This is a genomic window from Natronocalculus amylovorans, assembly GCF_023638035.1.
Classification (GTDB): domain Archaea; phylum Halobacteriota; class Halobacteria; order Halobacteriales; family Haloferacaceae; genus Natronocalculus; species Natronocalculus amylovorans.
Genome location: NZ_JAKRVX010000004.1, coordinates 42,898 through 68,888 on the forward strand (window position 1 = coordinate 42,898; position 25,991 = coordinate 68,888).

General features: G+C 50.3%; 27 protein-coding genes. 13 read left to right on the forward strand and 14 right to left on the reverse strand.

Annotation, left to right across the window (positions count from 1 at the left end; genetic code table 11):
- Window positions 1-51 precede the first annotated feature (51 nt).
- From AArcSt2_RS10880 to AArcSt2_RS10895, 4 genes are all read right to left on the reverse strand, one after another.
- The gene (locus AArcSt2_RS10880; RefSeq protein ID WP_250584564.1) at window positions 52-621 is read right to left on the reverse strand and encodes a hypothetical protein; all 570 of its coding nucleotides are present in this window, start codon (window positions 619-621) and stop codon (window positions 52-54) included.
- Between the two features lie 79 nt (window positions 622-700).
- The gene (locus tag AArcSt2_RS10885; RefSeq protein WP_250584566.1) at window positions 701-1,219 is read right to left on the reverse strand and encodes a hypothetical protein; all 519 of its coding nucleotides are present in this window, start codon (window positions 1,217-1,219) and stop codon (window positions 701-703) included.
- Window positions 1,220-1,707: 488 nt separating this feature from the next.
- Window positions 1,708-2,277 (reverse strand): hypothetical protein, encoded by a 570-nt coding sequence (locus AArcSt2_RS10890; RefSeq protein WP_250584568.1) that lies wholly within the window; start codon window positions 2,275-2,277, stop codon window positions 1,708-1,710.
- Complete coding sequence (locus tag AArcSt2_RS10895) at window positions 2,270-2,425, reverse strand: hypothetical protein (RefSeq protein WP_250584570.1); 156 nt, start codon at window positions 2,423-2,425, stop codon at window positions 2,270-2,272. Before AArcSt2_RS10895 ends, AArcSt2_RS10890 begins: the two co-directional genes overlap by 8 nt.
- Window positions 2,426-2,578: 153 nt before the next feature.
- On the opposite strand from AArcSt2_RS10895, the gene AArcSt2_RS10900 reads away from it, so the two are divergent.
- Together AArcSt2_RS10900 and AArcSt2_RS10905 are read left to right on the forward strand one after the other, a co-directional pair.
- Window positions 2,579-3,205: a hypothetical protein gene (locus AArcSt2_RS10900; RefSeq protein ID WP_250584572.1), complete on the forward strand. Its 627-nt coding sequence runs from the start codon at window positions 2,579-2,581 to the stop codon at window positions 3,203-3,205.
- A gap of 178 nt (window positions 3,206-3,383) precedes the next feature.
- A complete protein-coding gene (locus AArcSt2_RS10905; protein ID WP_250584574.1) occupies window positions 3,384-3,953 on the forward strand; it encodes a hypothetical protein in 570 nt (189 codons plus the stop codon).
- 255 nt (window positions 3,954-4,208) lie between these two features.
- On the opposite strand, the gene AArcSt2_RS10910 is transcribed toward AArcSt2_RS10905, so the two are convergent.
- The 3 genes from AArcSt2_RS10910 to AArcSt2_RS10920 form a co-directional block, all read right to left on the reverse strand.
- Entirely contained in the window at window positions 4,209-4,430 is a 222-nt protein-coding gene (locus tag AArcSt2_RS10910; protein WP_250584576.1) for an antitoxin VapB family protein, read from the reverse strand.
- Between the two features lie 116 nt (window positions 4,431-4,546).
- A complete protein-coding gene (locus tag AArcSt2_RS10915) occupies window positions 4,547-5,080 on the reverse strand; it encodes a PIN domain-containing protein (protein ID WP_174653257.1) in 534 nt (177 codons plus the stop codon).
- Window positions 5,077-5,379, reverse strand: coding sequence for a UPF0175 family protein (locus tag AArcSt2_RS10920; protein ID WP_250584578.1), 303 nt, complete (start codon window positions 5,377-5,379; stop codon window positions 5,077-5,079). The genes AArcSt2_RS10915 and AArcSt2_RS10920 overlap by 4 nt, the downstream gene beginning before the upstream one ends.
- 163 nt (window positions 5,380-5,542) lie before the next feature.
- Here AArcSt2_RS10920 and AArcSt2_RS10925 point away from each other — a divergent pair, with 163 nt between their 5' ends.
- The 3 genes from AArcSt2_RS10925 (at window position 5,543) to AArcSt2_RS10935 (ending at window position 8,210) form a co-directional block, all read left to right on the forward strand.
- Complete coding sequence (locus AArcSt2_RS10925; protein ID WP_250584580.1) at window positions 5,543-6,127, forward strand: winged helix-turn-helix domain-containing protein; 585 nt, start codon at window positions 5,543-5,545, stop codon at window positions 6,125-6,127.
- A complete protein-coding gene (locus tag AArcSt2_RS10930; protein ID WP_250584582.1) occupies window positions 6,124-6,579 on the forward strand; it encodes a toxin-antitoxin system TumE family protein in 456 nt (151 codons plus the stop codon). The genes AArcSt2_RS10925 and AArcSt2_RS10930 overlap by 4 nt, the downstream gene beginning before the upstream one ends.
- Before the next feature lie 185 nt (window positions 6,580-6,764).
- Entirely contained in the window at window positions 6,765-8,210 is a 1,446-nt protein-coding gene (locus tag AArcSt2_RS10935; RefSeq protein WP_250584584.1) for an oligosaccharide flippase family protein, read from the forward strand.
- A 189-nt stretch (window positions 8,211-8,399) separates the two neighbouring features.
- Here AArcSt2_RS10935 and AArcSt2_RS10940 read toward each other — a convergent pair whose 3' ends face one another.
- From AArcSt2_RS10940 to AArcSt2_RS10950, 3 genes are all read right to left on the reverse strand, one after another.
- Window positions 8,400-9,302: a glycosyltransferase family 2 protein gene (locus tag AArcSt2_RS10940; protein ID WP_250584586.1), complete on the reverse strand. Its 903-nt coding sequence runs from the start codon at window positions 9,300-9,302 to the stop codon at window positions 8,400-8,402.
- A 1,086-nt stretch (window positions 9,303-10,388) separates the two neighbouring features.
- Window positions 10,389-11,228: a hypothetical protein gene (locus AArcSt2_RS10945; protein ID WP_250584588.1), complete on the reverse strand. Its 840-nt coding sequence runs from the start codon at window positions 11,226-11,228 to the stop codon at window positions 10,389-10,391.
- A gap of 377 nt (window positions 11,229-11,605) precedes the next feature.
- A complete protein-coding gene (locus AArcSt2_RS10950; protein WP_250584590.1) occupies window positions 11,606-12,442 on the reverse strand; it encodes a DUF8008 family protein in 837 nt (278 codons plus the stop codon).
- Window positions 12,443-13,048: 606 nt separating this feature from the next.
- On the opposite strand from AArcSt2_RS10950, the gene AArcSt2_RS10955 reads away from it, so the two are divergent.
- Both AArcSt2_RS10955 and aglF read left to right on the forward strand, forming a co-directional pair.
- Complete coding sequence (locus AArcSt2_RS10955; protein ID WP_250584899.1) at window positions 13,049-13,501, forward strand: type IV pilin domain-containing protein; 453 nt, start codon at window positions 13,049-13,051, stop codon at window positions 13,499-13,501.
- A 409-nt stretch (window positions 13,502-13,910) separates the two neighbouring features.
- Window positions 13,911-14,657 (forward strand): UTP--glucose-1-phosphate uridylyltransferase AglF, encoded by a 747-nt coding sequence (gene aglF / locus AArcSt2_RS10960; RefSeq protein WP_250584592.1) that lies wholly within the window; start codon window positions 13,911-13,913, stop codon window positions 14,655-14,657.
- Window positions 14,658-14,687: 30 nt separating this feature from the next.
- Here aglF and AArcSt2_RS10965 read toward each other — a convergent pair whose 3' ends face one another.
- The 3 genes from AArcSt2_RS10965 to AArcSt2_RS10975 all read right to left on the reverse strand — a co-directional run bounded on the left by AArcSt2_RS10965 (window position 14,688) and on the right by AArcSt2_RS10975 (window position 17,047).
- Window positions 14,688-15,674: a GDP-mannose 4,6-dehydratase gene (locus AArcSt2_RS10965; protein WP_250584594.1), complete on the reverse strand. Its 987-nt coding sequence runs from the start codon at window positions 15,672-15,674 to the stop codon at window positions 14,688-14,690.
- Between the two features lie 45 nt (window positions 15,675-15,719).
- Window positions 15,720-16,547 (reverse strand): undecaprenyl-diphosphate phosphatase, encoded by an 828-nt coding sequence (locus AArcSt2_RS10970; RefSeq protein WP_250584596.1) that lies wholly within the window; start codon window positions 16,545-16,547, stop codon window positions 15,720-15,722.
- A gap of 68 nt (window positions 16,548-16,615) precedes the next feature.
- Complete coding sequence (locus tag AArcSt2_RS10975; protein ID WP_250584598.1) at window positions 16,616-17,047, reverse strand: VanZ family protein; 432 nt, start codon at window positions 17,045-17,047, stop codon at window positions 16,616-16,618.
- Between the two features lie 180 nt (window positions 17,048-17,227).
- Between AArcSt2_RS10975 and AArcSt2_RS10980 the strand changes: the two genes are divergently transcribed.
- Genes AArcSt2_RS10980 through AArcSt2_RS10995 form a run of 4 tightly spaced genes read left to right on the forward strand, consistent with a single transcriptional unit; the run spans window position 17,228 to window position 23,184 of the window.
- Window positions 17,228-19,639: a transglutaminase TgpA family protein gene (locus AArcSt2_RS10980; RefSeq protein WP_250584600.1), complete on the forward strand. Its 2,412-nt coding sequence runs from the start codon at window positions 17,228-17,230 to the stop codon at window positions 19,637-19,639.
- On the forward strand, window positions 19,639-20,388 hold the full coding sequence (locus AArcSt2_RS10985; RefSeq protein WP_250584602.1) for a DUF7269 family protein: 750 nt from the start codon (window positions 19,639-19,641) through the stop codon (window positions 20,386-20,388). Before AArcSt2_RS10980 ends, AArcSt2_RS10985 begins: the two co-directional genes overlap by 1 nt.
- Window positions 20,381-21,679, forward strand: coding sequence for a DUF58 domain-containing protein (locus AArcSt2_RS10990; protein WP_250584604.1), 1,299 nt, complete (start codon window positions 20,381-20,383; stop codon window positions 21,677-21,679). Before AArcSt2_RS10985 ends, AArcSt2_RS10990 begins: the two co-directional genes overlap by 8 nt.
- A complete protein-coding gene (locus AArcSt2_RS10995) occupies window positions 21,676-23,184 on the forward strand; it encodes a hypothetical protein (protein ID WP_250584606.1) in 1,509 nt (502 codons plus the stop codon). The genes AArcSt2_RS10990 and AArcSt2_RS10995 overlap by 4 nt, the downstream gene beginning before the upstream one ends.
- A 164-nt stretch (window positions 23,185-23,348) precedes the next feature.
- On the opposite strand, the gene AArcSt2_RS11000 is transcribed toward AArcSt2_RS10995, so the two are convergent.
- Complete coding sequence (locus AArcSt2_RS11000) at window positions 23,349-24,329, reverse strand: AAA family ATPase (protein WP_425493661.1); 981 nt, start codon at window positions 24,327-24,329, stop codon at window positions 23,349-23,351.
- A 101-nt stretch (window positions 24,330-24,430) separates the two neighbouring features.
- Here AArcSt2_RS11000 and AArcSt2_RS11005 point away from each other — a divergent pair, with 101 nt between their 5' ends.
- Both AArcSt2_RS11005 and AArcSt2_RS11010 read left to right on the forward strand, forming a co-directional pair.
- Complete coding sequence (locus tag AArcSt2_RS11005) at window positions 24,431-25,249, forward strand: DUF4330 domain-containing protein (RefSeq protein ID WP_250584608.1); 819 nt, start codon at window positions 24,431-24,433, stop codon at window positions 25,247-25,249.
- 6 nt (window positions 25,250-25,255) lie between these two features.
- Window positions 25,256-25,987, forward strand: a complete 732-nt coding sequence (locus AArcSt2_RS11010) for a hypothetical protein (RefSeq protein WP_250584610.1) — start codon at window positions 25,256-25,258, stop codon at window positions 25,985-25,987.
- Window positions 25,988-25,991 lie beyond the last annotated feature (4 nt).

The window sequence follows — 25,991 nt, forward strand, 5'->3', positions numbered from 1 at the left end:
TATCACTAAATTCACATGTCGAAATAGTACCATTTCGCCAACGAGCGATCGTCACCAGCGGCCGATCCAGTAGTTGGAAGTAAGAACCGCACCACCAAACCAAATCTCATGTTTTTCACCCGCAGGTAGATCGATGGTAAGTGCTTCGCTTTGTGCACTTCCTACGACATTGATTTCGACCGTTGCCGCTTCTGAATAGTTGAACCACCAACTGTAGGCAAAGTTAAGACGGTTGTCAGTTATCCCGTTTCCGTCCTCGTCAAAGGCTGCAATATCAACAGAGTATCCTGCGGCGTTAACAAATGCTAGTTGGATATTGCGTCTTTCATACGGCATTGCAGGATCATACTCATCCGCATAGTACCAGCCTCGGAATCGCATATTGTGTGCATCAGTCCAATCAGGCTCTCCATCACCAGCTGAGCCAGCAAGGTCACTGCCACTACCAGGCTCTTCAAGGCTATCTTCGAGACTTGTATTGACCTCCCCCTCATCTGCAAATTGTTCTCCAGCATCCGTTTCTCCGGTTGCAGGTGCTCCAATACAACCTGCAATGGCTGCACCAGTTAGTGTTGCACCGGTTGCAAGAAACTTTCGTCGAGAGTGCCACGATTTGTTCATGATTTCTGAATGGTTGGATTATGTATAAGTCAGGTGCCTATATATCAAGGTACTACGAAATTTCCTCAGCTAAAAACAGTCACCACCGGCCAACCCAGTAGCTCGCAGTGAGGACCGCGCCACTGAACCAAACCTCATGCTGTGCACCCGACGCAAGATCAATTTCGATTGCCTCACTCTGTGCACTTCCGAGAACACGTATTTTCGCAGTCCGAGCATTCAGATTGCTGAAATACCACCCGTTAGCAAAAGGCAGGCGGCGATCATGTAATGTATTTCCAATATCATCTAGGACTTCAATGTGAACAGTGTAGCCTGCACGATTGACAATGGCCAATCTAATATATTGTCGGTGGTATGATATGCCTGGTTCATAATTATCAGCATAGTACCAGCCTCGGAATCGCATGTTGTGTGCGTCGATCCAATCGGGTTTTCCGTCGCCAGCCGAGCCAGCAAGCTCACTGCCACCAGCGGGTTCTTCAAGGCCTTCTTCGAGGGTTATATTATCACTCTGGCTGTCCGGGACCTCTTCCCTAGTTTCTGTTTCTCCTCTCGTAGGTGCTCCAAGACATCCTGCAAATGCTGCCCCAGTCATCGCTGCGCCTGTTGCTAATATATCACGTCGTGAATGTAACCGGCTATTCATACTTATATAACAATTGTCTACCGGATAGCTTCGATACCTATACATCATAGTATCGTGGCTGTGGCGGTGCTCTCCATCAAGTTCTACAGAGATACAGCGAGAGTGCCTCGGGGCTTGACCCCGAGGGTGAATCGTGTAAGCTTTATTGCTAGTTCCACCATATTAACGAGTACAGTTGCGAGGAATGCGATACCTCTCAAAACCCGCGCTCTTGGCGTGGTGAGACGGGTGTTGTCGGGTCGTGGTGGAGCGACCGGCCCTCACGGACACAACGGGTGTTCGGGTGTTAATTCCAACCGACCCATTTCGGGGAGGTCGAGGGGAATTAAATTCGCCTGCGTCCATCCGTCCGTTTCTGGACAGCATGGACAAAACGGTGAAGCCTCGGGGCTTGTCCCCGAGGTACTTCACACCCTGCCTTCCCAAGCGACTTCGACTCACTTGATCCGAACGTCGATTAAATTTCCAATTTCATGTGTGGGGGGGTCGTACTGGATGTAAAATCCTGAGTTGTACGACTTCTCAAGACACTCTTCAGTCCGTTCAACGTTGACCGTGACAGTAACGGGACCATCCCACGGGGGAAGAACTTCTTCTGTACGCCCGTCTTTGATTGCTTGTTCTGCCTCTTCCCGAGTCAATTCATCATATTCTTCCAACCACCACTTTCGCGATGCATTGATATCAACAACACAGTATTCAGGTTGTTCGTCAACTGGTTCGGTGTACACGACTGCGGGGTCAATACCCACTCGATCTAATTCATCCATCCCGATTTTTGCAAAGCACATGAGCGTTTGGCCCTCGTCTTCGACGCTAGCACGCCATATTGTTGCGTTCAGTGTTGCCTTTGGAAGTGTATCTGTTTGATACGATGACCCGTTGTATTTCGACATCGGGGCGCTCATCGGTCCATCAAACCGAAGGACCACATCCCCTCTTTCGGCTTCACAGAGTGTTCGAACGATCGAGGCAGTCCGATCGGAATCGTTCGTTGTATTATTCATATTTTTCTCCTCCATATTTTGAGACTCGATCGGCTTTCGCGTTTGTTCCACACCAGCGTTGTACGACGCGACCGTGGGCGCGGTTCCAGAATGGTTTGACCGTTGCGTCAAGAGCTTCCTCGCGATCGATTCCAATACGCTTCGACATACTCGTGTGTCTCTTTCTGCGTGGACAAGCAATATAAGACGAGTGCCTCTGTGTTTGTCCCTGAGGTACGCCACTCAAAATCGTTGCTAGAAATCGATCGCCACCATGATATATAGGTGTCAAGGTTATAGTGTGAGAGATATTCATGTTTGTATGAATGACCGATGGTACTCACGGCGTGATCTATTGGCAGCTGGAGCTGCAGTAACTGGAACCGCACTTGCAGGCTGTCTTGGTGCGCCAGCATCTAGTGAGACAGATCGATCGGAGCAGCCCACAGAAAATGCAACTGAAGATGGCGATATTCAGACTCCAGATGGGTCAGAGGAGCCCGCTGGAGGAAGCGAGCTTGCAGGATCTGCTGGTGGTGACGCACCTAGTTGGGTCGATGCACATCGGATGCGATTCCGAGGTTGGTATGATGCGGATGAGTATGAACCGTCAGCACCATATCATACGCAAGATGTTAAATTATCAGTAATAAACAAGGGCGCATATGTAATTGAGACTACACTGGTAGATTTTGATGGTAACAGATTTTCTGGCAGACCGAGACCCATAGATGGTGCCGGTTCGCGTTTTCAATTATTTCATGAGCGCTATTTTTGGTTTCGTAACCCCAATGTATATGCTGATGATCCTATTGCAGCAGCTGAGATTCGTGTTGTTGGAAGCGCACAAAACGAACGCCTCACGATCGATCTCACTGAGGGCAAACACCACGAGGTTTGGTTCAGCGGTGCAGTGCTCACAGCCGGCTACTGGATCGGCCGGTGGTAGGTACTGCTGTTTTGTATTTTCTCTGTGAGATATAATAACGATACGTCACCTGTTTCCGTCACATACCTCTCAAATCGCTGGTTTGAGGCATTTTCTCTGCGATCGCTATGACCACAAATTGACGACTACCATGATATATAGGTATCAAGGTTATGATGTGAGAGATATTCATCTTTGTATGAATGATCGATGGCACTCACGGCGTGATCTATTGGCAGCTGGAGCTGCAGTAACTGGAGCCGCACTTGCAGGCTGTCTTGGTGCACCTGGATCAGCGGAAACTGACGCTTCAGATGGACCGCCAGAAAATGGGGATATCAGAATTCAATCGACGGATGTGATAGAAGAGCCTAGTGGCGGGAGCGATCTTGCGGGGTCTGCTGGCGATGGCGAGCCTGACTGGGTTGATGCACATCGGATGCGATTCCGAGGCTGGTACTACGCGGACGAATATGACCCTGCGATGCCATATCACAGAGAAAACATTACAATGTCGGTGTTCAATATGGGAGGATACGTTGCTGAGATAACCGTCAGAGATGGCACTGATGACGAGCTCTACAGTTGGAATAAGAGCTTTGAGCGTGGACAATGGTTTAGAAACTCTGATGCCGCCTCCGCAGAAATCCGTGTCATTGGCAGCGCTCAAAACGAACGTCTCACAGTCGACCTTACCGAGGGTGCACACCATGAAATATGGCTCAGCGGAGCCGTGCTCACAGCAGGCTACTGGATCGGTCGCTGGTAGGAACAGTCGATTTGTGTTGCAAACACGAGTCACCACGCTTTGTCTGAGATTCTGTGTTTGTGACAGAGAACATTTTTGCATTACGTGCTCAAATTTCCACACTCGATCGGTCGAACATCTCGTCGATATCCACCCCTCTGCAGGAGTCTGTCTTGGATTCGATCGGAGACAAATACCTGCCTACGTGATACGACTGTCGACGGTTCGCTCCAACTCCGTCGCTTCTTTCGGGTCAAGGAACTCAAACCCATCCCGCTAATCAGTTTGTGCCTCATCCAAGAGACGGTCAACAAGGTCTGTGAAACTTTCTCCGTCTCTTTTCCGGGCCTTCAGACGGTCATATACATCCTCTTTGACTCCAATTGTTTTCGTCCCCGGTTTGTGTTTATCGGATGAACAGGTGCAAAAATTCGCCTTCAACGCGAGGAGGATGTCAACAGCCGATAAAGCGAATACCTCGAGTCGATTCGCGTCCACGAGCAATCGTCAACTCGGTCGGTATGACGGTTTCTAGTATTGTATTCATCGTCGATCGGCAGGACATACAGCTGTTTGGTGTTGATGCGACTACGCAGCCATCTAGTCAGTGACGGTCACGATTCGGGTGGTGAGTCCGCTGCGTCGTCAATCAATGTATACGCCTGTTGGCGAAGACTCCCCGTCATATGGAGTCCGTTCGAATCGATCCGATCAATGATGTCCCGTCCGGTCTGTGCAGAGACGCCCGTAGAAACGGCTCGGACAACCACACCGATCGTCCCAGTCACTGTGGCACCGAGTCCACGCGCAACCGTTCGGACACGGCGATCGTCTGAGACAACACCAACTGATTGTGTATCAGCAGTGTGACCAAGTACGGCTGCGATGATGTCAACATCTCCATTTGGCGTCTTTTCTCCAAGTGTTTTCATTGACTGCTCACGGAAGGACGCAATATGTGGGTCTGTCTGAGCGATATCGTACCTCGAAATGAATCTTGAAAGATTTGTCTGTGCAGGCTCTGTCGTGACTTCGTGTTGGACGCGTGGTACCACGACAAGGTCGCCAGAAAAGTTTGTGAGAAGCGCAAGCTCTCCGATCGTCCCGAGAGCGATGAGGGTGGTTGCATCAACAAAAATACGCGTCATAACTCACGCGCAGCTGCCGCGTCCTCATCCAAATCAGCCGGTGCTAGTTGCGTCGTCAAATTATGTTCACGAGCGATCGTCAGCCAGTCTGCAAGACTCACACCAGCAACTCGTGCTGCTTGATTCACAGATATCTCCCCAGACTGGTATTGCTCGATTGCAACCCGCTGGCGGAGTGATTGTAAGCCCTCAGAGAGGGCCTTCCGGATGACCGTACTCTTTTCTTCATCCAAGAGTTGAATGACTGCTTCGAGTTCTGCGTTATCGTCATCCGGAATTCTGGCGCTGATTGAAGGCATGTATACATATTATTATTCTGTATACAAAAGGTTGTCTGCGAGTATTCCCAGAGCCTATTGATAACACGATCGGCGATCGATCAAAATGCACTGGCACAGCATTTTCTACGTTAGTATAGCAATCTGCAAATTATTATACTACGCTACCGTATGTTATCACACGATGCCCGAGGATACGCCCCCACCCGAACACGATGATGTGAACGACGCTGTTGTAGCGGAGTGGATTGAGGAGACCACACCGTTTGAACGAGTATACGAGATCATCCGCCATACCTACACTCCCGTGTCTGCAACGGAGATTGCTGATCGCGCCCGTGTCTCGCCAACCACTGCACGGAAACATGTGCGGACACTCACGAACTCGGGTGAGGTAACGACATCTCAAGACGGGCAGACGACACTGTACCGCCGATCGGAGACTGCGATCGTCACCGAACACGCACAGTCGCTGCTTTCGGAACTAACGCCCGAAGAAATCGCCTCTGGGATCACTGACATGAAAACAGAAATACGAGAATGGCGTGAAGAATACGGTGTTGAGTCACCCGAGGAGTTTGCTCGAGAGCTGGATATAGATGATGCCGACAGTGACCAGGGCACAATACTCACCACCTGGCAAACGACCCGACGCAACCTCGCACTCGCACACGCTGCACTCGCGATTGGTGAGGCGAGTCAGAGTGGTCATCTCACTGGTGCGGATGCAGACGACGATGGTAACGGCGATACATACGTTACCGTATGACTGACGGCGATCGACCCGCTCAGAATCCTCCACCCAGAGATCACTCCGAGACGTTTGGTCCAATTGATGCTGGCGCACTGCGCGAAATTCGAGATCTGTTCCTCGAAATGGAACCGTTAGTCACTTCGGCGTCACTGGATGATCCAGTCAATCCACATACCCTCTCGATCGAACTATCTGACGGGATTGGAAACGCAACGGCTTGTCGTATCGACGTGCGGTGGAGTCTGACAGGGAACTACGCCGCCCACTACAGCGACTCCCACGATCGGAATTTCCGATTCGACTGTCACCCCAAACCGAATGCGCCAAGACGACACTTCCATCCACCACCGGATGCTCCAACTCGCCCTGTTGAGCGTTCCTGCATCACGGTCTCTGCAATCACGCTCGTCACGCGAGCAATACTTCAGCGATGGCGGTATGTGTACACGAACGGAACAAATCGATAACCCCGCGCACGGTGGCGCGTGGAACCCTCCTTGCTACCAGTTTGAACCCATTGAGACCGATCGTACAAAGACGGATGTTTATAATATCGTAATGACATTTTCGTATCTGGGTCTAATCAAAACCTTCCCACTGATCAGAAAATATTCATCAGTACAACTTATAATTAAAATTGATCTCCCTCTCCATGCGCCTCGGACAAACGTCGGCGATTTATTTCGTCTCTAAACTCGTCGGCTCTGCTCTTGGATTCCTCGCAACAATCTATTTTGCTCGGGAACTCGGTGAGGTAGTCCTCGGTCAGTATGCGTTGGTGCTAGTGTTAGTGACTTGGCTTGGGGCTGCTGGCAAGTTGGGCTTTTCGAGTGCGATTACAAAACGAATAAGTGAAGGTAATGATCCAGAGAAGTTCATCGGCGCAGGGATTGTTGTAATGAGTGTGCTGATCTCAACGATGAGCCTTCTTGTGATCATTTTTCGCTCGCAAATTAACGCTTATGTTGGTGCTCCGATCGCAGGCTTCGTTGTTTTACTACTGTTTGTCACGCTGTACAAATCGTTTGTCAATGCATCACTCAAAGGAAACCATCTTGTTCATGTCGATGCAATTCTATCAAGTACGAAACAGGTAGTTAGGGCAATCATTCAAATCTTGCTCGTTGTGGTTGGCTTTGGCCTCTCTGGAATGCTTTGGGGATACGCAGTTGCTTATATTATAACCGCTACCCTTGGCCTCTGGATTCTCGGGCTACGACCGGCGATTCCACAAAAACATCACGTTGTTAGCTTGTTCAATTATGCTAAATTTTCTTGGCTGGGAACTATGCGTAGCCGAACTTTTGACAGTGTTGATATTGCTGTCCTCGGAGTATTTGTTACGCAAGGATTTGTTGGTATCTACTCTGTTGCGTGGTCGCTCAGCAAATTTTTGGATATCTTCGGAAGTGCAATTAGTACGACACTATTCCCCGAAATGAGTAAAATATCTGCCGAGAAGAGTGCCCATGCTGCAGCTGGCTTGACTGAAGATGCTCTCACGTATGGTGGGCTTATTCTTATTCCGGGTCTTGTTGGCGCGTATTTTCTTGGCGACCGGCTCATGTTGATTTATGGTGAAGCATTTGTTGCTGGAGCTGAAGTTCTCACCCTCCTCATAGCGGCATTACTTATTTATACATACAATAAGCAACTTCTTAACACACTCAATGCGATTGATAGACCCAACCTCGCGTTTCGAGTCAACGCAGTGTTCATCATTATCAACGTTATTCTCAATTTTGTCTTGATCTGGCAGATCGGTTGGGTTGGTGCTGCAATTGCTACCCTCGTTTCCGCTTCGATTGGTCTTGTCTTCGCATTCTATTACACACAAAAGCTTGTACCATTCTCAATTCCGTATGCTGAAATCATGCGTCAATGGGTTGCAGCGCTTAGCATGGGTCTCATGATTTTTATAGCCCGGAGAACGACTGAGGCCAACTTCACGTGGCTAGACAGCTACAATACAGCATTCATCATAGTATTAGTAGCTCTCGGCGCTACAGTCTACTTTACGATCCTCCTTGGGATTTCTACCCGATTCAGAACCACCATAAAAAACAATCTACCGTTCGACATCCAGCTTCTCAATTAATCCACGATCACATCACAGGTTCTCGAGCCGTCTCATTGCACATGATGGTTAGATACACTTTGTCTTGTTCTTCGAGGTTGGGTCTGTCAAACCGAGACCTTGTCTACCAGAGTTGCAAGGAGGAAGCCCACGACTTCAGTCGTGGGTTACTGACACAAAGTCATGATACCTTATTGTAAGATTGCTGGATTATCGTCGGATTTTGGGGATTGTTTCTACACCGTCATGTTCCTCACCCCTAACATATTCTTGGTAGTAGCCTTGGCCACGAACACCCGTGAGAAAAATGGAAATTATACTGAATTCAATACGTTCTTTCAGTTGTAGATTCTGATCAGGGCGTTTGATCCCACTCGGACGTGGTGGGATTCCAGGTGTACCGTACCGATCGGGGTGATAACGCTGTAGCTGACAGAGGCCACTACCGACCCGCCGATCTTTTTTTATTAGTTCACGGAGAGAATTCCGGGTTGGGTGATAAGCGGTTACATCAGGAAGGAAGACCAATTTGTATCCGGCATTTTTGACACGGTTGCCAAACTCGAGGTCTTCAGCCGCAGTCAATCGATCGTCGAAGAGACCGATATCGAGAAACACACTGCGGCGGACAAAGAGTGCACAGGTCGGGGCATACTCATGATATTTGATATACTCTTTCATTGGAAAGCCCGTGTGTTTATCAAAACGCGCAGCAATCGTTTCTTTTCCATCCGGGATTAACAATTCAACATCGCAGCCAGCATAGTCGAGTTTGTCTGCTTCCATGTTTTGAACTGCAGATTCGACATATCCCTTCTCGACAGTCATATTGGAATCAAGAAAACAGAGGATACCACCATTTGAGTCTCTGATAGCTGCGTTCCGTCCTGCTGCGGGTCCTGGGGTTTTTTCTGTAACAACAGAAACGGTACCTGAATTAGATCTTGCAATTGACTGAGCGACCTCGATCGTAGCACCGTCTGCAGGAGTGACTGCGACGATGACTTCCAAGTGGGTGTAGGTTTGAGTGAGAACGGTTTCTAATGTATCGCGTAAGCCAGAAGGGTCGTTGTAGACTGGAATAATAACGGATACGAGTTGGGGATCGCTCACGTGCACATTCTCATTTTCTACACGCCTTCTAATATACTCGGGGTTACGATTACGTCATGAGTTTATTTCGAATTATAACACAGTACCGGGAGAGTGTACATGGATTTACCTAGGTAGAAACAGTAGTGGTAATACGATTTCAATTGTAGAATATTATGGATGGAATAATACACGTATGAAACCGACCTTTCCAATTACTCAGGTAGATATTGAATTTTGGTGTCACAAACATATTGGCCCATATATTCCTCAGTACCCTCGTCTGACAGAGATAATCACTAGGTATGGAAATAGACTCTCGAATCAGCAGTTCACAGATGCGGATCCATTTAAGATCATTTGGGTTAGTCCTTCTAACATAACACATTATGTCATCCCAAATGCCCGTGTTTTTGGTCGTGTCTACGGTGGATCGTGGGATAAAGAGATCTCCGAATTTAATACCAGAGAACGAGTGAAGTCAATAAACAGACATTTTTGTGATGGTGTTGCTTGGGAAGATACTGACTATTATCAAACGGAGATGGAACTGTTGCAAACACGTGGGAAGACACGGTACAATTGCACGACGCCAACCGAAGTTGATCAACATTTTACATCGGTTGATCAATTATACGAGACAATTTATTCTGATGGTTATTTGTCTCAACAAGAGCTACTATTATTTAATCCACATAAAACACGAGCTGCAAACAATGATGAGCCTTCTACATTGATGAATGAAATTGGTGTGAATATTGGACGCTCGGGTGAACTCTTATTTTCTCGGTGTGGAATTCATCGCTTAACAATTGCAAAACTCTTAGATTGCGACCGAGTACCAGTAAACATCCGTGTTCGACATCGGAAATGGCAGCAACTCCGGAATGAAATTATACATTCACCATCACGATCACCGATCAGCCATCCAGATCTATCTGATTTGACATCCTCGCCGCCCTGAAAGACGGGTTTTAGCCTTATATATCAAAAAAACAACAACCGGATTCTCTCACAGAGATACCGCAAAAGTAGCTCAAGATGCAGATATGATGTTCTACGACCGCGTTCTTGCATCACCATGCAGCAACCGATTAAGTACAAGTACTACGATTTTTTATTAGTGTCCCAAACAAAACGGCTACCATCACTAATCAGTGATTTCAGCCCTTCTTTTGTATATTTATCATTCGCCATCTGTGCAAGACGTTTCAATCGATATGCACGGCTATTTTCGATCACAGAAATGTGATTTTGTAGTTTTCGATCGATCGTCGGTTTGTACACCCGTCGTCCCTGAGGAGTATTTAGCTTGTTTGCAACTTGCTCAAGTGGCTCAGCGCAGCGGCCATGAACTATTTTGGCGTCATGTGCAAGATACCCGTGCCGAGGAACTCGACAGTTGTATTCTCTTGATAATACGAAATAGTCAGGTTCGTAATTATGAATTGCATGGGTGAACGATGGCTGATTCCGTTCAATCCCTTCTTGATTTAATAACTGTTCGTGCACTTCTTGCCACTCGTGAAAAAACCGATCCATGCTTGCAGATTTCGAGTAGGCAACGACGCCAGTATTAAATTCGATCCAAGGATCAGGCAATCCAGGGACTGATTTTCGCCCAGGACTCAGAGTAAATGCGATGTCGTGGCTTTCAACCACATCAAATAGCTCATAAACAGGTTCTGTTATGTACGTATCGCTATCCAGAAATAACGTTCGGTCAAATGGTGACATGCCTGGCTGTATCGTTGAGATTCCAGTGTGTGGATACGATTTTGAGAGATCAAGAACCGTATCAAATTGACTATCACTCACATTTATTTTATCGTCCGTTACTATGGCAGTCTCTACATCGGGCATGTGATTTTTAACGCTATTTACCGACAGAGTTGCTTCTTTGATATACTGCTCCCCGCTTGCGATGTACAAAACGCCGTCACTCATTACTGAATTCGTTTTAATTGTTTTGACATGTACTTTTTGATCGGTTGACTTCAATACCAACAGATCTTGTACTTGAGGCTGCTGGTGCGATCGAAGGCTTCCTCGGTGCATTCTTGATTGCCTTACTGGTGTTTACGCTCACCCGATCGATCCATCGATAACTGGTGCAGTATGATTCCTCTCCGTAGACAGTTGGTGTCCACGGACGCACATCCCCACCACGTCCCTTACACTGACCGACGACGACCGATCGATCGACGGACTACACAGTAACGGTACCGCGTATAGAGAGTCGATCGGTGTGAATGGGTTGGGATAAGCAGTGAGAGTCCCGCTTGGGAGTTGAGATACGTTGTTAGATTACTCGGTGGACACTCCTACCCGTGGACACCAGCTGTCTCTGGCGTATCCCTACCGAACTCACCGGGAATTGCCGCATCGGTTGGCAGGATAACCCGCCGCTCCGTGTAGGAGAGGCCGTTCTTGCGTTCTTTCTTTCGTCGGAGTGCAATACGGTTCTGTGTGAGGTCTAACAATGCGTCGATCGTTCTGGAGACGAGTTTCTTTGCATAGCTGTCCGAAACGCCAGGGTCTTGTCTTCGTATCCAGTGTTTGAGATCGCTTGCTTTCACGAACTCGCGAATCGTTTGTGAGCCGCTCTTCCACGGGTTATCACCAACAGTGTCGTCTGCTCGTGCTCGCCACAGTTTCACAGCCAAGCGGGCTGGACGCGAAGAGGTTGCCGATCGCAACATATCATCATCCAGTCTGGCGAGTTGTTGGACGGGCAAGAGGTCACTATGTGATAGTCTGATCTGTCCGCCGCGATCGAGTGGGTCCTCCCCGTTCGGGAGTCTGAAATACTGATTGCCGTCCTCTTTCGTGAGTTTCTCTAACCGATCGGTATGCACGTCGATCGATCGCGTATCTACATGTTCGCGCTTGAGATGCGCACCCTTCTCTAACTCTCGTGATTGGATCTCCGTAATTCGGTCTTTGTTCAGTTGGGACTTCTTCGCGATCGCATCTGTTTTCGCATCGGTTGCCTCGATCTGACGCTCTTGTTCGGCCAGTTGCTCTCGGAGTCGATCGTTCTCTCTTTCAAGTTCTTCGACTCGCTCTCTGAGTTCAGTGTTTTCGTGAGCCGTCTGTTCAACGTCTGTGAGCCGATCGGTGAGTTGCTCGATCGTTGCGTGGAGGCGATCGATCGACATTATCGCTGGCCCTCCTGTTCGATCGTGGTCACTCGATGTTGTGTGTTGTTTTGGTAAGAGATGATCGCACAAATCGATCGATGTGTGTTCGAAAAACTAGTCGAAACGGTTTCCTGTTGGTGTGTCGTAGCTGTCATTGCCTGATCACAGGCACAGGTCTGGTGGTGCAAACACCAGGCCACATTTTCGTGGCGTACTGTGCCGTTCTGTTGTCAATAACGAGTGGGTTCTGTATAGATGTGTTGGTCTCTTCTGTGGGTTCTGGGTGACGGGAAAGCGATCGGCAGTCGATCGGTTCGTTGAATGGTGTGACAAGGATGTGGTATCTGCTGATCTGAACTGGGTTATGGCCGTCCTGTGGGGAATCTGTAATCGTAGTTATGTGTGTCTTGCGCCTGTGTGACGAATGATCACTCGAATTTATTATACTTCAGCATCAACTGCAACGTAACGGTATCCATTCGGTAACAAGTGAGTTCGGAGAGAATTGATCTCTCAATTGCCCTTGGAAATGGGCTCTCATAAAGCCTTGTTCACCGGTGAACCGTGGTTGAATATATGAAACTGAAACAACTATTCACAAACGATCGGGCAGTATAGCCAGTCATCGGTGTAATCCTAATGGTTGCTATTACAGTCATCCTCGCGGCTGTGATTGGAACCTTTGTGATCGGTCTCGGTGACGATCTGGGTGATTCAACACCACAAGCAAGTATCTCTGGAGAACAGCTTCTGAGTGGAGAACAAGATGACCCGATTGCTGATGATGAAGTGCTTGTTCGATTTACCCACAATTCTGGTGATGGGATCGACAACGATAGCATAAGTCTAAGTTGGAATTTGGATGCTGATAGTCTTGGAGAGGGTGACTTTCAGCGGTCTGGAAATAATCGGTTCTCAGCAGGACAACAGATTGATATCACATTAGTCAATGAAGCTGGTTCGGAAGATACAGTATTTACAGATGGCGACTCTGTTTCATTGATTTTCGATGATGGGTCACGGTCGGCAACACTTCGCTCAGTCGACCTTGACGCACTTTCAGTCGCTGAGCAATAAACGACTGTAGCGAAACCTGCTACCATTTTTATTTATTAAATACCAGCAAAAATCATAAATAGAACGTGTTTTTGAAACAGAAGATCGGTTATTAGTTTCAGACGCGTTGTTGAGCAATGAGTCTAAATACTACTGATATTGAGCGCCCGAAAATTCATAATCTGCTAGCAAGACGTTATGTTGTATTCTCTGAATCTCAAATTGAGTGATTACAATATAACAAATCAATCAATTGTGCTGAAGTTACGATTATATTTTTGTAACTGTCGCATTCTCAATCAGTATATATACTAGACTGTACATCTGCTGTGAGTGATATAGTAGTACTCGTTGATTTGCTGGTTCTATCACTTTCGATCGGTCAGCCCAATAACAAGTACTATTTTTACGGAGTTATGTACAAAAGAATATGCAAGCAGTTGTACTCGCGGGCGGTAAGGGGACCCGGCTTCGGCCACTTACAGAAGACAAACCTAAAGGAATGGTTGAGGTCGATGGACAGCCGATCTTGACCCACTGTTTTGAACAGCTCATCGAGTTAGGAGCCGATGAGTTGGTTGTCGTTGTGGGCTATCTCAAAGAAGTCATTATCGACCACTATGGGGATGACTTCGAGGGCGTTCCGATCACCTACACACATCAACGTGAACAGAAAGGGTTGGCACACGCATTGTTGACCGTCGAAGGCCAAGTTGACGATGACTTCATGCTCATCCTTGGGGACAACATCTTCCACGCAAACTTAGCGGATGTTGTTCGACGCCAACAAGAAGAGCGTGCAGATGCAACCTTCCTCGTTGAGGAAGTGCCATGGGAAGATGCAAGTCGATACGGTGTCTGTGAAACTAACAAATACGGCGAAATTACAGACGTCGTGGAAAAGCCAGACGAGCCAAAATCGAACTTGGTGATGACTGGCTTCTACACGTTTACGCCTGAGATTTTCCACGCCTGCCACCTCGTCCAGCCATCGAACCGTGGCGAGTACGAGATCAGTGAAGCGATCGACCTGTTGATCCGATCGGGCCGGACGATCGATGCGATCGGTTTGGATGGCTGGCGGATGGATATTGGCTATCCAGAAGATCGTGACGAAGCAGAACGTCGACTCCAAGATGCGGAATCCGTAGAGCAGCCTGCCTCTGCAGACGACTAAATACCGAGAGAAAAGCTGCTTTTTTGGTCGTTAGGAGTTCAACACGAGCGGTTCGTACCAATCACGATTCTGTTCGTACCAGCTGATGAACTCACTGACGCCCTCTCGAATGTCTCTGGTTGGCTCATAGCCAATGAGCCTGGTTGCTTTCTCGATATTTGCGTGCGTATGCTCGGCGTCACCATCGCGAGCATCTGTGTATTTGATGTCGAGTGTTGGATCGATCGCATCGCGAACGGCTTCAGCTAATGCCGTGATTGAAATGTTGTCCGTCGATCCGATGTTCATTGCCTCCCCATCAGCGCTGTCGTCTGTGAGGAGCCGGTGGTTTGCGTCAAGGATATCTGCAATGTACGTGAAGTCACGAGTCTGCTCACCATCGCCATATATTTCGGGTGGCTCACCGCGCATGCATCGAGAGACAAAATTACTGATTGCCATGTTTGGCCGCATTCGCGGTCCATACACGGTGAAGTACCGAAGCGAGACGGTTGGGAGTCCATACACTTCGTTATACACACGTGCGTAGTGTTCGACTGCAAGCTTGGACGCCCCATATGGAGAGACTGGCTCGTTTGGGTGGTCCTCGTCGTATGGAAGATACTGTGGCTTTCCATAGACAGATGAGGACGATGCATTCACAACCCGATCGATGTCGTGTTTTCGAGCGGCCTCAAGGATAGTTTGTGAGCCGTTGATATTGTATTTGGTTACCTTTGTTGGCTCCTCAACGCTTGCACGAACGCCAGCTTGAGCTGCTTGGTGGTACACAACATCTGTTTCCGCCATGAGCCGATCGACCAGTTCTGTATCCGTAACTGATCCTTCAACAAAGTTGTAGCCCCCATCTGTGTTCTCGGCAGCGTATTGTGCGACCTCTATATTGTGTTCTTTCAACCCGATATCATAGAAGGGCTCGAGAATATCGATCGCCGTGACGGTGTGGCCATCAGTGACAAATGACTCGGCCAAATGCCCGCCGATAAAGCCGGCCCCACCAGTGACGAGAATGTTCATACACAGACATGACTGAGTGTCCAAAAAGCAGTTTTGATTCAGTGGCTAGACAAGAATGGAGACGAGACCGCCGCCAACGATCGCCAATCCACCGAGTCCAAAACAGATGAGCCAGAACGGAAGGCGTTCAACGATTTTCATCAGCGCATCGATCGTCAGATAGCCCACGATTGCGCTGGTGATAGTTGCGAGAAATGCTGCAGTGGGGCTGATTCCAGGGAGGCCACCAGCTCCAACAACAGTAAGCGCAGCAGCACCAAGGCTCGCAGGGATCGATAGTAAGAATGAGAGTTGAAACGCGGCTGGTGGATCGTAGCTACGAAACAGGAGTGCACTCGTCGTGATACCCGATCGAGAAATGCCGGGGAGAATAGCGATTCCTTGGGCAGCACCGACCAGACAAGCATCGACAAAGGTTGGCTCCTCGCGAAATCCCATTCCAACAGACTCGGATGCGAGTTGGAGGACTCCAGTCAAGATTAAGAGCACACCAATGAGTGCAATGAAGATGCCGCCTGTAAGTTCGCTTGCAAAGTCAACAGCGTAGATATACAGTGGAATGCCAACAATCCCGGTTGCAAGACAGGCCAGAATAACAAATGAGACAAGGGCATTCTGGGGTGCAAACGCGGCTTGTGGCTGCCAGCCAGGAATCGATCGGGTTGCAGTTGCGATCTCATCGCGATAGTAGCTTGCCGCCGAAATCGTCGTTCCAATCTGTAAAAAGAGCGCGAGCTGCAGTGCAACATCTGGTGAGGTTCCGACGAATGTCAAAAACAGTGCCAGATTACCCTGGCTCGAAACCGGAAGCCACTCAACAACACCTTGAACAGCACCTGCAAGAATCGCAACAGCCAGCTCTGTGTAACTCACTGACAGGTACTTTTTGAGTAAGAATATAATAGGTGTCGATCCACCGTTTAGCGTGATACTCGGACGGGCTATTTGGCGAAGCCAATGACACGATCGGTGAGGTGCCACAGTGCAACGCCGGTTGCAGCGCCGATCGTATTCACCAGAATATCTACCAGACTAAATGTTCGGGTAGGGAGTGTGTATTGCAGCAGTTCGATGAGTGCCCCAAATCCAACGGTGATAAAGAAGACACCAATCAGCAGTTGTGATCGTGAGTAATCCAGATGAAAGGTTGCATATGAGAGTGCAACAGCAAGCCCCATGTAGCCAAGAAAATGCAGCCACATCGAGTATGGGAAGATGCCAAAGGGGCCAGACGAGATGCCACCGCTCCCTGGGGCGGGGACGATCGAATAGTACAGGAGGAGCAAAATTGCAGCCGTCGCAAGAAAGACTCGCACTGAAAACGGAAGCACTGGAAGGCGAATGCTGTGTTTCTGTTTAGGCGATCGGTCCATGGAGGTCTGTCTACTGTTTTGAAATGACTCAACACCCAAAGCAGTTCGTGATTTGAATTCGCGTTGTCAATTGGTCGCGGAAGAGCACTCGGTGAGTTTATTATGCGCAAAGCTACAATCGTCAATAGATAGATGAGTGCATCGAGTGGGCCCCGACAAGATCGTCGGGTCGGAGATTTTGTGATTGCTCTCACGTGTTTGCTTGCGCTTGGACTGCTTGCAGTCTCATTTACGGGCGGCGCAACACTCGGTGCACCAGGAACTGGGGATGAAACAGACACCACGACAGCGGCCGTTGAGCGAGTTGATCATCCTGGGCTTGTTGGCGGTGGGAGTCTGGGTGGTGCTGCAGAGAACCCGATCGGAACCGGTGTGGCAAACGAATCGAATCCGTTCACCAACAGCTCCGATGAATTGCAGTTTGTGGTAGAAACCACCCAGCCGAGCTACTGGCGTGTTGATGGCTACACCACATACGAGAATGGAACGTGGGTACGGACCGGTGACTCCGAGCGGTACAGCGACACACTCGCTGCGACTGGACGTATCAGTGATGAGGTGTCTCACCAAATAACACTCACACGACAGGCAAGTGCAGCACCAACATCCTGGCAGCCAGCGACGATCGAGAATCTCGATGATGTTGGCGTGGATGTAAGTTCTGAAACCGGGCTGTTGCTTGTTGAGCCAACACCAATCGGCCGTAATTACACTGTCGAGACATATCAGTACGAACCGGACCTCCAACAGCTTCGAAGCTCACAAGAAAACTATCCTGCCTCAATCCGACAGCAATACACCGCCCTGCCGGATGACCTTCCAGACCGTATCTCGGTGTTAGGTGATGAGCTAACTGAAGAGACCGAAACGCCGGTTGAAGCGGCCTGTGAGATCGAATCGTGGATTCAAGACACGCATGACTACGATCGATCGGTAACCCATGATGAAGCAGGGGCAGACCCGATCGAACAGTACCTGTTTGAGATGGACGCTGGGAACGCAGAGTATGCTGCATCGAGCATGGTCGTGTTGTTGCGATCGCAAGGCATCCCTGCTCGGTATGTCACTGGCTATGCGCCAGGTGCGATTGACGGAGATGGAACGTATACAGTACATAGCGTGCACTCACACGCATGGGTTGAGGTGTATGTGACTGGTCATGGTTGGATTCCGTTCGACCCAACCGATCCTGCCGATCGGATGGCTGTTGAGTCGGACGCGCTCGGTCCAGATACTGAGATGGCAGATGTTATGCTTCCATCCCAGTGTGGGGAGCCGATCGAGGCTGAAGAAGATGAAGAGAGTACACAGGACGACGATACAGATGATACTGAAGACGGCTCAGGTGGGACTGAAGATGGCTCCACAAACCAGACGGAAGAGAATGAGGAGGGAGACTCTGAAGAAGAAATCCAAGAGAGCGAACTAGAGATCACGGTCTCAGTTTCACCAGAGCCGCTTGTTATTGGTGGCGACGCAACGATCGGCACAGAGATCGAGAATGAAAATGATTCACTGTCGGGAGCGACAGTGATGCTGAATGAGAGCGTTGTTGGCGTCACAAATGACAGTGGTGGGCTTGAGTTTACAGTTCCATCATCGATCGACGAGGGTGAGACTACCCTTCGGATCACAGATGAAGATCGAGAGATCGACCATGAGCAGACGGTCACTGTTGGAGAGTTACGTCTCACCAGCGATTCCGAAGAGGTATTGGCGCTGCCGGGTCAGAACATCTCTGTAATAACAACCGTCGGCGAGGAGCCAGTCGAGAACGCGACGATCGCCCACGACGGTTCGACGCTTGCACAGACGGATTCGGATGGAGTCGCTTCGATCCCGATCTCAGCAACCGGCGTCACGGTGTCGGCTGAATACGTGGGGCAGTCTGTGACGCTCTCGGTGACGAATCAGTTCTTGCTTTTGACGGGATTGGGTGTGTTTATTCTCATTCTTGGCACCGTTGGTACAGTACTCTCATCCCGTGAATCGGATACAATTAGTACCGCACAGACACGGATTAGTGGGCTTAGCGATCGGATCGAGCAGCGACTCATCAATGCGATCGCATGGATCGAGGCAACACTCACACGCCCGGAGCTGCGCACTGAGACATCACTTGGCGCAAAACTGTGGTGGGTGGTTACTGCACCAATGGTTCTGCTCCGTGCAGTATGGAAGCGCCGCCCTGATTCGATCGTCAGCGCAATCTGGACATCTGTGTACGGATTCTATACGTTCATTCGTGGACTGTTTGGACGGGGAACAGAAGCAGAGACAGATCCAACAAGTGAGAATGCATCCGATCGAGATTCGACGGGATCGTCAGATCCAGAAGCGCAGGGCCGATCCATCGGTTCGATCTGGCGCTCATTCATTCGGGTCGTCTTTGGCCGTATCTCTCCGAACCAAACAGCAGGCGAGCTTGCACAGCAGGCAATTCAGAAAGGATTCCCACGAGAACCCGTGATTCGAATTACAACTGCGTTCCGTGAAGCTGTGTATGGGCCACGTCGAGACGGGCAGGATATGACAGAGGCGGCGACCGCACTGTCTGCGATCGAGCAATCACAATCGGAGGAGACAGAGTAATGCAGATTGATTTCAATCTGGATCGTGACCAGACGATCGCTCGTATCCAACAGGTTGGCCCGATCGCGGCTGCAGTGGTATTACTGCTTGTTGGCGGATTGCTTGCCTTCTTTAGCGGTCCACTGCCATCGGCCATCGCTGATCGGGTTATCACTGTGATTCCATCGCCGGTAACGACAGTACCGATCGTGTTAGCACTCCTTTTGGGGCTTGTCATGAGTGTCTATCTTCGGTCGGGACACACAGACCACCCTGGTGGATTAGTTGATCGTGACTCGCCACCCGAAAAACCACGCACAGCACCAGTTCGCGTTGGTGCTTCGTTTGAGTCGACACTCACAGAGGCAACAAACACGGTTCGCCTCAAAGACGTCTCATACCAAGAAACGGAGCCGTACGAACAACTCAGAGAAACAGCGATCGAGCGACTCCGACTCACACAGACACTTGATCGCGAGGAAGTCGTCACAATGCTTGAAGAAGGTCAGTGGACAGAGACCGCGGTCGCACAAGCATTCTTTGCCGAGACGCAGGCGTATCCGCCCGGGTTTCAACTTCGACGTTGGGGTGAACCAGGGGCTGCATATCAGGAGGCAATTAGACAGACAACTGTTGCGATCGGCCAGATTGGGACCGAGCGTGCTACTGAAGCGGAGTCAGACGCATCGATGACGTGGAGACAGCGCCTTGCGTCGGCAGTGGGAGTGGAAGCCACAACAGCAGATGAGCAGGTGACAGAGAATGTTTGAACGATCGACTCGCTGGCGGGTTGCGATCGCGATCACGATCGCACTCAGTGCGGTTGGGGTCTGGCTTGGCCAGTCGCTGTTGTTTGTGGCTGCAATGGTCCCGATCGTGTTTGTAGCGTACAGTGCATTGACGAGTGCACCTGCAATAGATGAGCAACTCGTACTGACACGCACCATTCGGCCACAGTATACGTATGCTGGTCGAAGCGTCTCAGTAACGCTCACCGTCGAAAATCAAAGTGCGCAGACAATTCCAGACCTTCGGATTGTCGATGGCGTCCCAGCGGAGTTGGCTGTGGAGGATGGCTCACCACGTGCAGGGTTGACGCTCCGTAGCGGAGAGACAGCGACTATTGATTATACGGTTCGGTCCCGCTACGGTGAGTTTCAGTTCGATCCAGCAACAGTCCGAACACAAAGTCTCTCCGCAGCAAGCATCTATACGACGACGGCTGCTGTGTCGGGTGACACGCAACTCACCGCACAGTTCGATCCACAGCAGTACCCACTGCGAGATGAGACAACGGCACTGTCTGGTGGGTTAGTTTCGGATCGAGCCAACGAAGGCCTTGAATTCCACAGCATCCGTGCGTACCACCCTGGCGATCCAATCGCACGGATTAATTGGCGACAGTATGCTCGCGAGCGGGTGCTCTCAACGATCGACTACCGAGAAGAAGAAGCCACAGAGGTCATTCTCCTTGTCGATGCTCGTGTGCATTCGGCAGTCGCGCGAACGGACACATCACCAACAGGGACGGAGCTGTGTGTCTCGATCGCTGCTGAAGCACACACGGCGCTCTTGGACGCACAGAACAGCGTTGGCGCAGTTTCTCTAGGTGTCGATGATGCAGAACGTCCGTGGGCGTGGGTTCCACCACAGACGGGACGACGCGCACAGTTACAGATCGAGCAGTGTTTGGATGCGGCCGCAGCGACCGTTGAGCCATCGATCAATCAGGCCGATCGAAATGAGGATGACCCTACACCGCAGGCACTTATTGAACAACTCCCTACGGGGAGTCAAGTGCTCTTTCTGTCGCCATTGTGTGATTCGTATCCCTTAGAGTTAATTCGGCAGTTGGATGCCACTGGCCATCCTGTGACGATGTACACTCCGGATGTGACTGGTGGTGAGACCGCAGGTGGGAAGCTTGAAGCCGTCCGCCGATCGAACCGGATCGAGACGCTTCAAAAACGAGGTGTGACTGTTATTGATTGGGACCCGGATGACCCATTGACTGCGGCGCTCAGTCGTGGAGCCGTTACTGGACGAGGGATCCGAGTATGAGTGAGAGAACGCTGTCTTCGGTTCGCAGTGCAATTCGTGTTGACGAGGGGACAGTCTCCTCGCAAAGCGCGCTTATTACGGCTGTGATTGCGATCGCCGCACTGCTTGTCGTCGGTGTGAGTACAGGCTATCCACTCTTTGCAGTGGGTGGTCTCATTGTCGGTGCGCTCTTTGCAGTGACGATCGCCACGGTTGGGACGGTTGGCCTTCTGATTCCGTTTATTGGTGGAGTCAGCGTGTTGGTTGTCGGGGCTGCAGCTGTTGGACTCCCTGGATACGCTGTTGTGTCTGGAGCGTCGATCGGGGCATGGATTGCAGTTGCTGGCAGCTGTGTCGGCTTTGGCCTTGCTCGATTCCGTGTTGCTGCATTCGGGGATGGATCCGTTGCACGGGTGATCGGATGGCTACTCCGTGTCGGAACCGTGGCTGGGATCTATGGACTCATTTTGTTCGCACTCCTGTTTGATCTCTCCTCACTGTTCGAGGTGACTGCACTTGGTGGACTTTCGGAACTCGTGGTTCCAACCACAGACACCGGACGTATTCTCGGCTTTGTCGTGGTATCGTGGCTTGCGGTTGGTGGTGTCTGGATTGTGTCGGTTGTTCTGCCGCCCGCATCTGTGCTTCCAGAGTCGAAGCGATCGGTGTATATGGCAATTGTCTCTCGATCTGTTTCGACAACTGGAGCAATACTTGGCGTTGGGAGTATTCTCGTTGCATTAGTTGTCATAATAAGCGTAGAAACAGGACTTGCAACTGGGACCGTTAATGCGACACTTGGCCTTGTGATGGACTCTGCGGCACTACGAACGAGTTTTGTGCGAGTGTTTCTCACCGCGGTAGTGCTGTCAGGTGTAATTATTCTGGCTCGATCGATCGGCATGGACACCCTGTTTGGCCATGTCTGGTGGTCCGTCTCTGCGATTGTCTGTGCAACCGGACTGTTTGTGGTAACGATCGTGAGTGCGCCAACAGTCGCAGGGGCTGTTGTCGGTGCAGAGCATGAGCATGTTGCGCTCATTGAGACGATCGTCTCGCTCATTGGCGCAGGGACCGCTGGAATGGCACTGTGGGTACTTGTGTTATTTTTGGTGAGTATGGGACTGCTTGTGTTCCCACTGCTTTCTGAAACCCGTCTTGTGTCGCCTGCAACTGCTGGACCACGGTTTGTCGTGTTCGGGCTCGTGATTGGTGTTGTGAGCAGTGTCAGCGCTGGCGTCTCATCGCTGGTTGTCCTGTCGGTTGCCGTCGCTTCCGTCCTTGTGTGGGATATTGGTTCATTCGGCGTTGGCGTGACTGCCGACCTTGGAGCATCTCCATCGCACACAGGTGGTGAGGTTGTTCATGCCGGGGCAAGTCTTGTGGTTGGCACACTTGCACTTGCAGTGACTGCGATCATCTCGTGGCTCCTCGAAGACGTGACAGCAAGTGCTGATGGAACGATCGTCGCGGTCATACTTGCAGTCGGTGCGGCAATCGTCCTCAGTGCGGTACTACGTGGTTAATTAGAAGTAGAAGGGAGATAACAATGCGACCGGATGGCGGAGAGATGGTATGCTCTCTGGCATGGCGATCGGTATTGCAGTGGCGCTCTTGTGGGTCGGCGCAGCGCTTTGTGTGCTCTCGTTGTTGTATGCGTTTGGTGAGTCAGTTGCTGAGCCGTGAGTGACTATGCTTCAATCGCGGGGACCGCAATCTCTGAGAGTACGTCTGAAACAACGTCGCGGCGTGAGACTCCATCAATGAGTGCCGCAGCGTTCAGCACCAGTCGGTGTGCAAAGACATCCACTGCAAGCTGCTTCACATCATTTGGTACAACGTAGTCTCGGCCACGGATGACTGCACGAGCACGCGAGGCTTCGAGCAATCGCTGGATTCCACGTGGGGAGACACCAACATCAGTCCGTTGGTGCTCTCGGGTTGCGCGCCCAATATCCACAATATAGTCACGAACGTCCGGGGCGACATGGATGTATTCAGGGACCTCTTGTACCGTTTTGAACGTCTCCGGATCGACAACTTGGTCAACCGATGGGGCCGCAACCATTCGTTCAATCCGTCGATCGAGCAGTAGTCGCTCATTCGTTCGATCTGGATAACCGATCGAGGTTTTGATAATAAATCGATCGCGCTGGGACTCAGGCAATTCGAATGTCCCCTCCTGTTCAACCGGGTTCTGTGTCGCAATGACAAAGAATGGTTCCGGGAGTGCGTATGTTGTGTTGCCAACGCTCACTTGCTTTTCTTCCATTACTTCAAGCAGTGCCGCCTGTGTCTTTGGTGGGGCGCGGTTAATCTCGTCTGCAAGCACAATATTCGAAAAGACAGGCCCACGTCTGAACTCAAAATCACCGTTTCCTTCGTTAAATATCGTTGAGCCAGTGATATCAGACGGCAATAGGTCGGGCGTGAACTGGATCCGGTTGAATTCCAATCCAAGTGCGCCCGCAAGTGATTGGGCGGTTAGTGTCTTGCCAGTCCCCGGGACATCCTCAATGAGAACGTGTTGTTTGGCAAGCACACCAGTCACAATTGCTTCCAAGAACGACTCACCGGCGATCACCGTCTCTGAGAGCCCACCCAGGAGCTCTGTCGTGATCTCCGCGGACCGATCGACACCGATCGGTGGCTCACCAGCATCCTCGTGCATGAATGTAGCCTTGCAAGGCGATCGGTTAACAGTTATTGAATTGGTGTTTCGAGAGTAATATTAAAGATTTTAACGCGCTGAGAACCAGATACGTACAAGTTATGGCTGATGATTCCAGGCTGTCCGCAGTTATTGATGATGACGGACAGCTGTTTGGCTTAATTAATGTTATTGACGCACTTGTTGTTCTTTTTGTTATTGCGATTATTGGTGCGGGGATTGCGCTTGTTGGTATTGGTGGTGAACCAGCTGATACCCGCTATGCTACGATCGATCTTGGTGAACAACCGGATTATACGGCGAACCAGATTACAGTGGGCGATGAATGGGATATTCAAGGAAGCGCGGATGTGTTGACTGTCACTGACGTCTTTCTTGCCCCAACCGAAGATGGCGATCGGAATGTGGTTATCAGAGCCGAAGTGAACGGTACGGCGATCGATCCGGAAGCGCAAGAACAGAGTGCGATCTCCTTTGCTGGTGAGCCGCTCCGGTTCGGTCGTGATCTTGAGATTGAAACACCACAGTATGTCGTCGAAGGTGTTGTTACTGATGTTGGACCAGAGGAGTCATTCGGTACCGAAGCAACTCGTACCGTCACTGTCGAGGCAACTGAAATCCCACAGAACCGTGTCGATCGGCTTGGTGTTGGCTTAACGGAAGTCATGCGAGATGATGAAACCGCAACCGTAACTGATGTCTCCGATGTGGCCAGCGAAGAGGTCAGAAGCGGCGGTGATGGGTTTGAGGTTGTTGAGCACCCACGCAACCGTGATGTGACGATGACAGTTGATATGACTGTCCGTGAGTTGGATGATGGCACAGTGCTCTTCCGCGGCAGTTCACTCCGAATCGATCAGTCGATCGTCTTCGAATTTGATGAAGTCACATTCGAAGGTGAGGTCGTCGCCATCGAGTAATAGCCTATGAGTACAGATTCTGAGCCGGACTTTAGACGCGGGTCGATCGCAGTCCGTATCTATACACAGTTGCGATCGTGGAGTCACGACTCGATTATTGTGACGTCGCTCACTGACGGTGCTGAAGAGCCACCGATCGGTGTCGATCGATCCGCAGGCACCGTCGAGAGTGAGAGAAGTGAGAGTCAGTTTGAGATGCCCACCGCCGGCCCACGATCGACATCAACTGTGTATCGTGTGTATGTTGGTATTCGTCGATTCGTTGAATCCTCGTGGCTCTATCGGTGGCTCACAGCAGAACCCGACTCGGAAGTGATTGTGATCGATCTTCGAGAGACGTTTTCTGCAGGTCCTGTGTTGCGACAACTCGATCGACGGATTCGTGACGTGATTTCGGTCATTCCATCTTCGCTCGGTCTTCGGAATGGGTTCCAGCTTCGATCGCGGTTCGTTGTGCGACCACTCCGTGTGTGTAGTTTTGTGTTGCTTGTGAGTGTGTTAGCTGGCCTTTCGAGTTTGGTTCTCACTGGAGCCGACATTGGGATCTCGACATTCCTGTTGTTAGCCTTGTTGTTAGTCGCGGTCCGTGGTACGCAGAGTACGCGATCGTTGGCTGCGGTACAGGCGACATGGTGGTATGAGCGGGTTTCGGCTGCGATCGAATCCTCTGTGTTCATGGACGCGGTTGATCCGCCACCAACTGCTGACGATCCTGAGTCGATGCAGAATCGTCACTGACTGG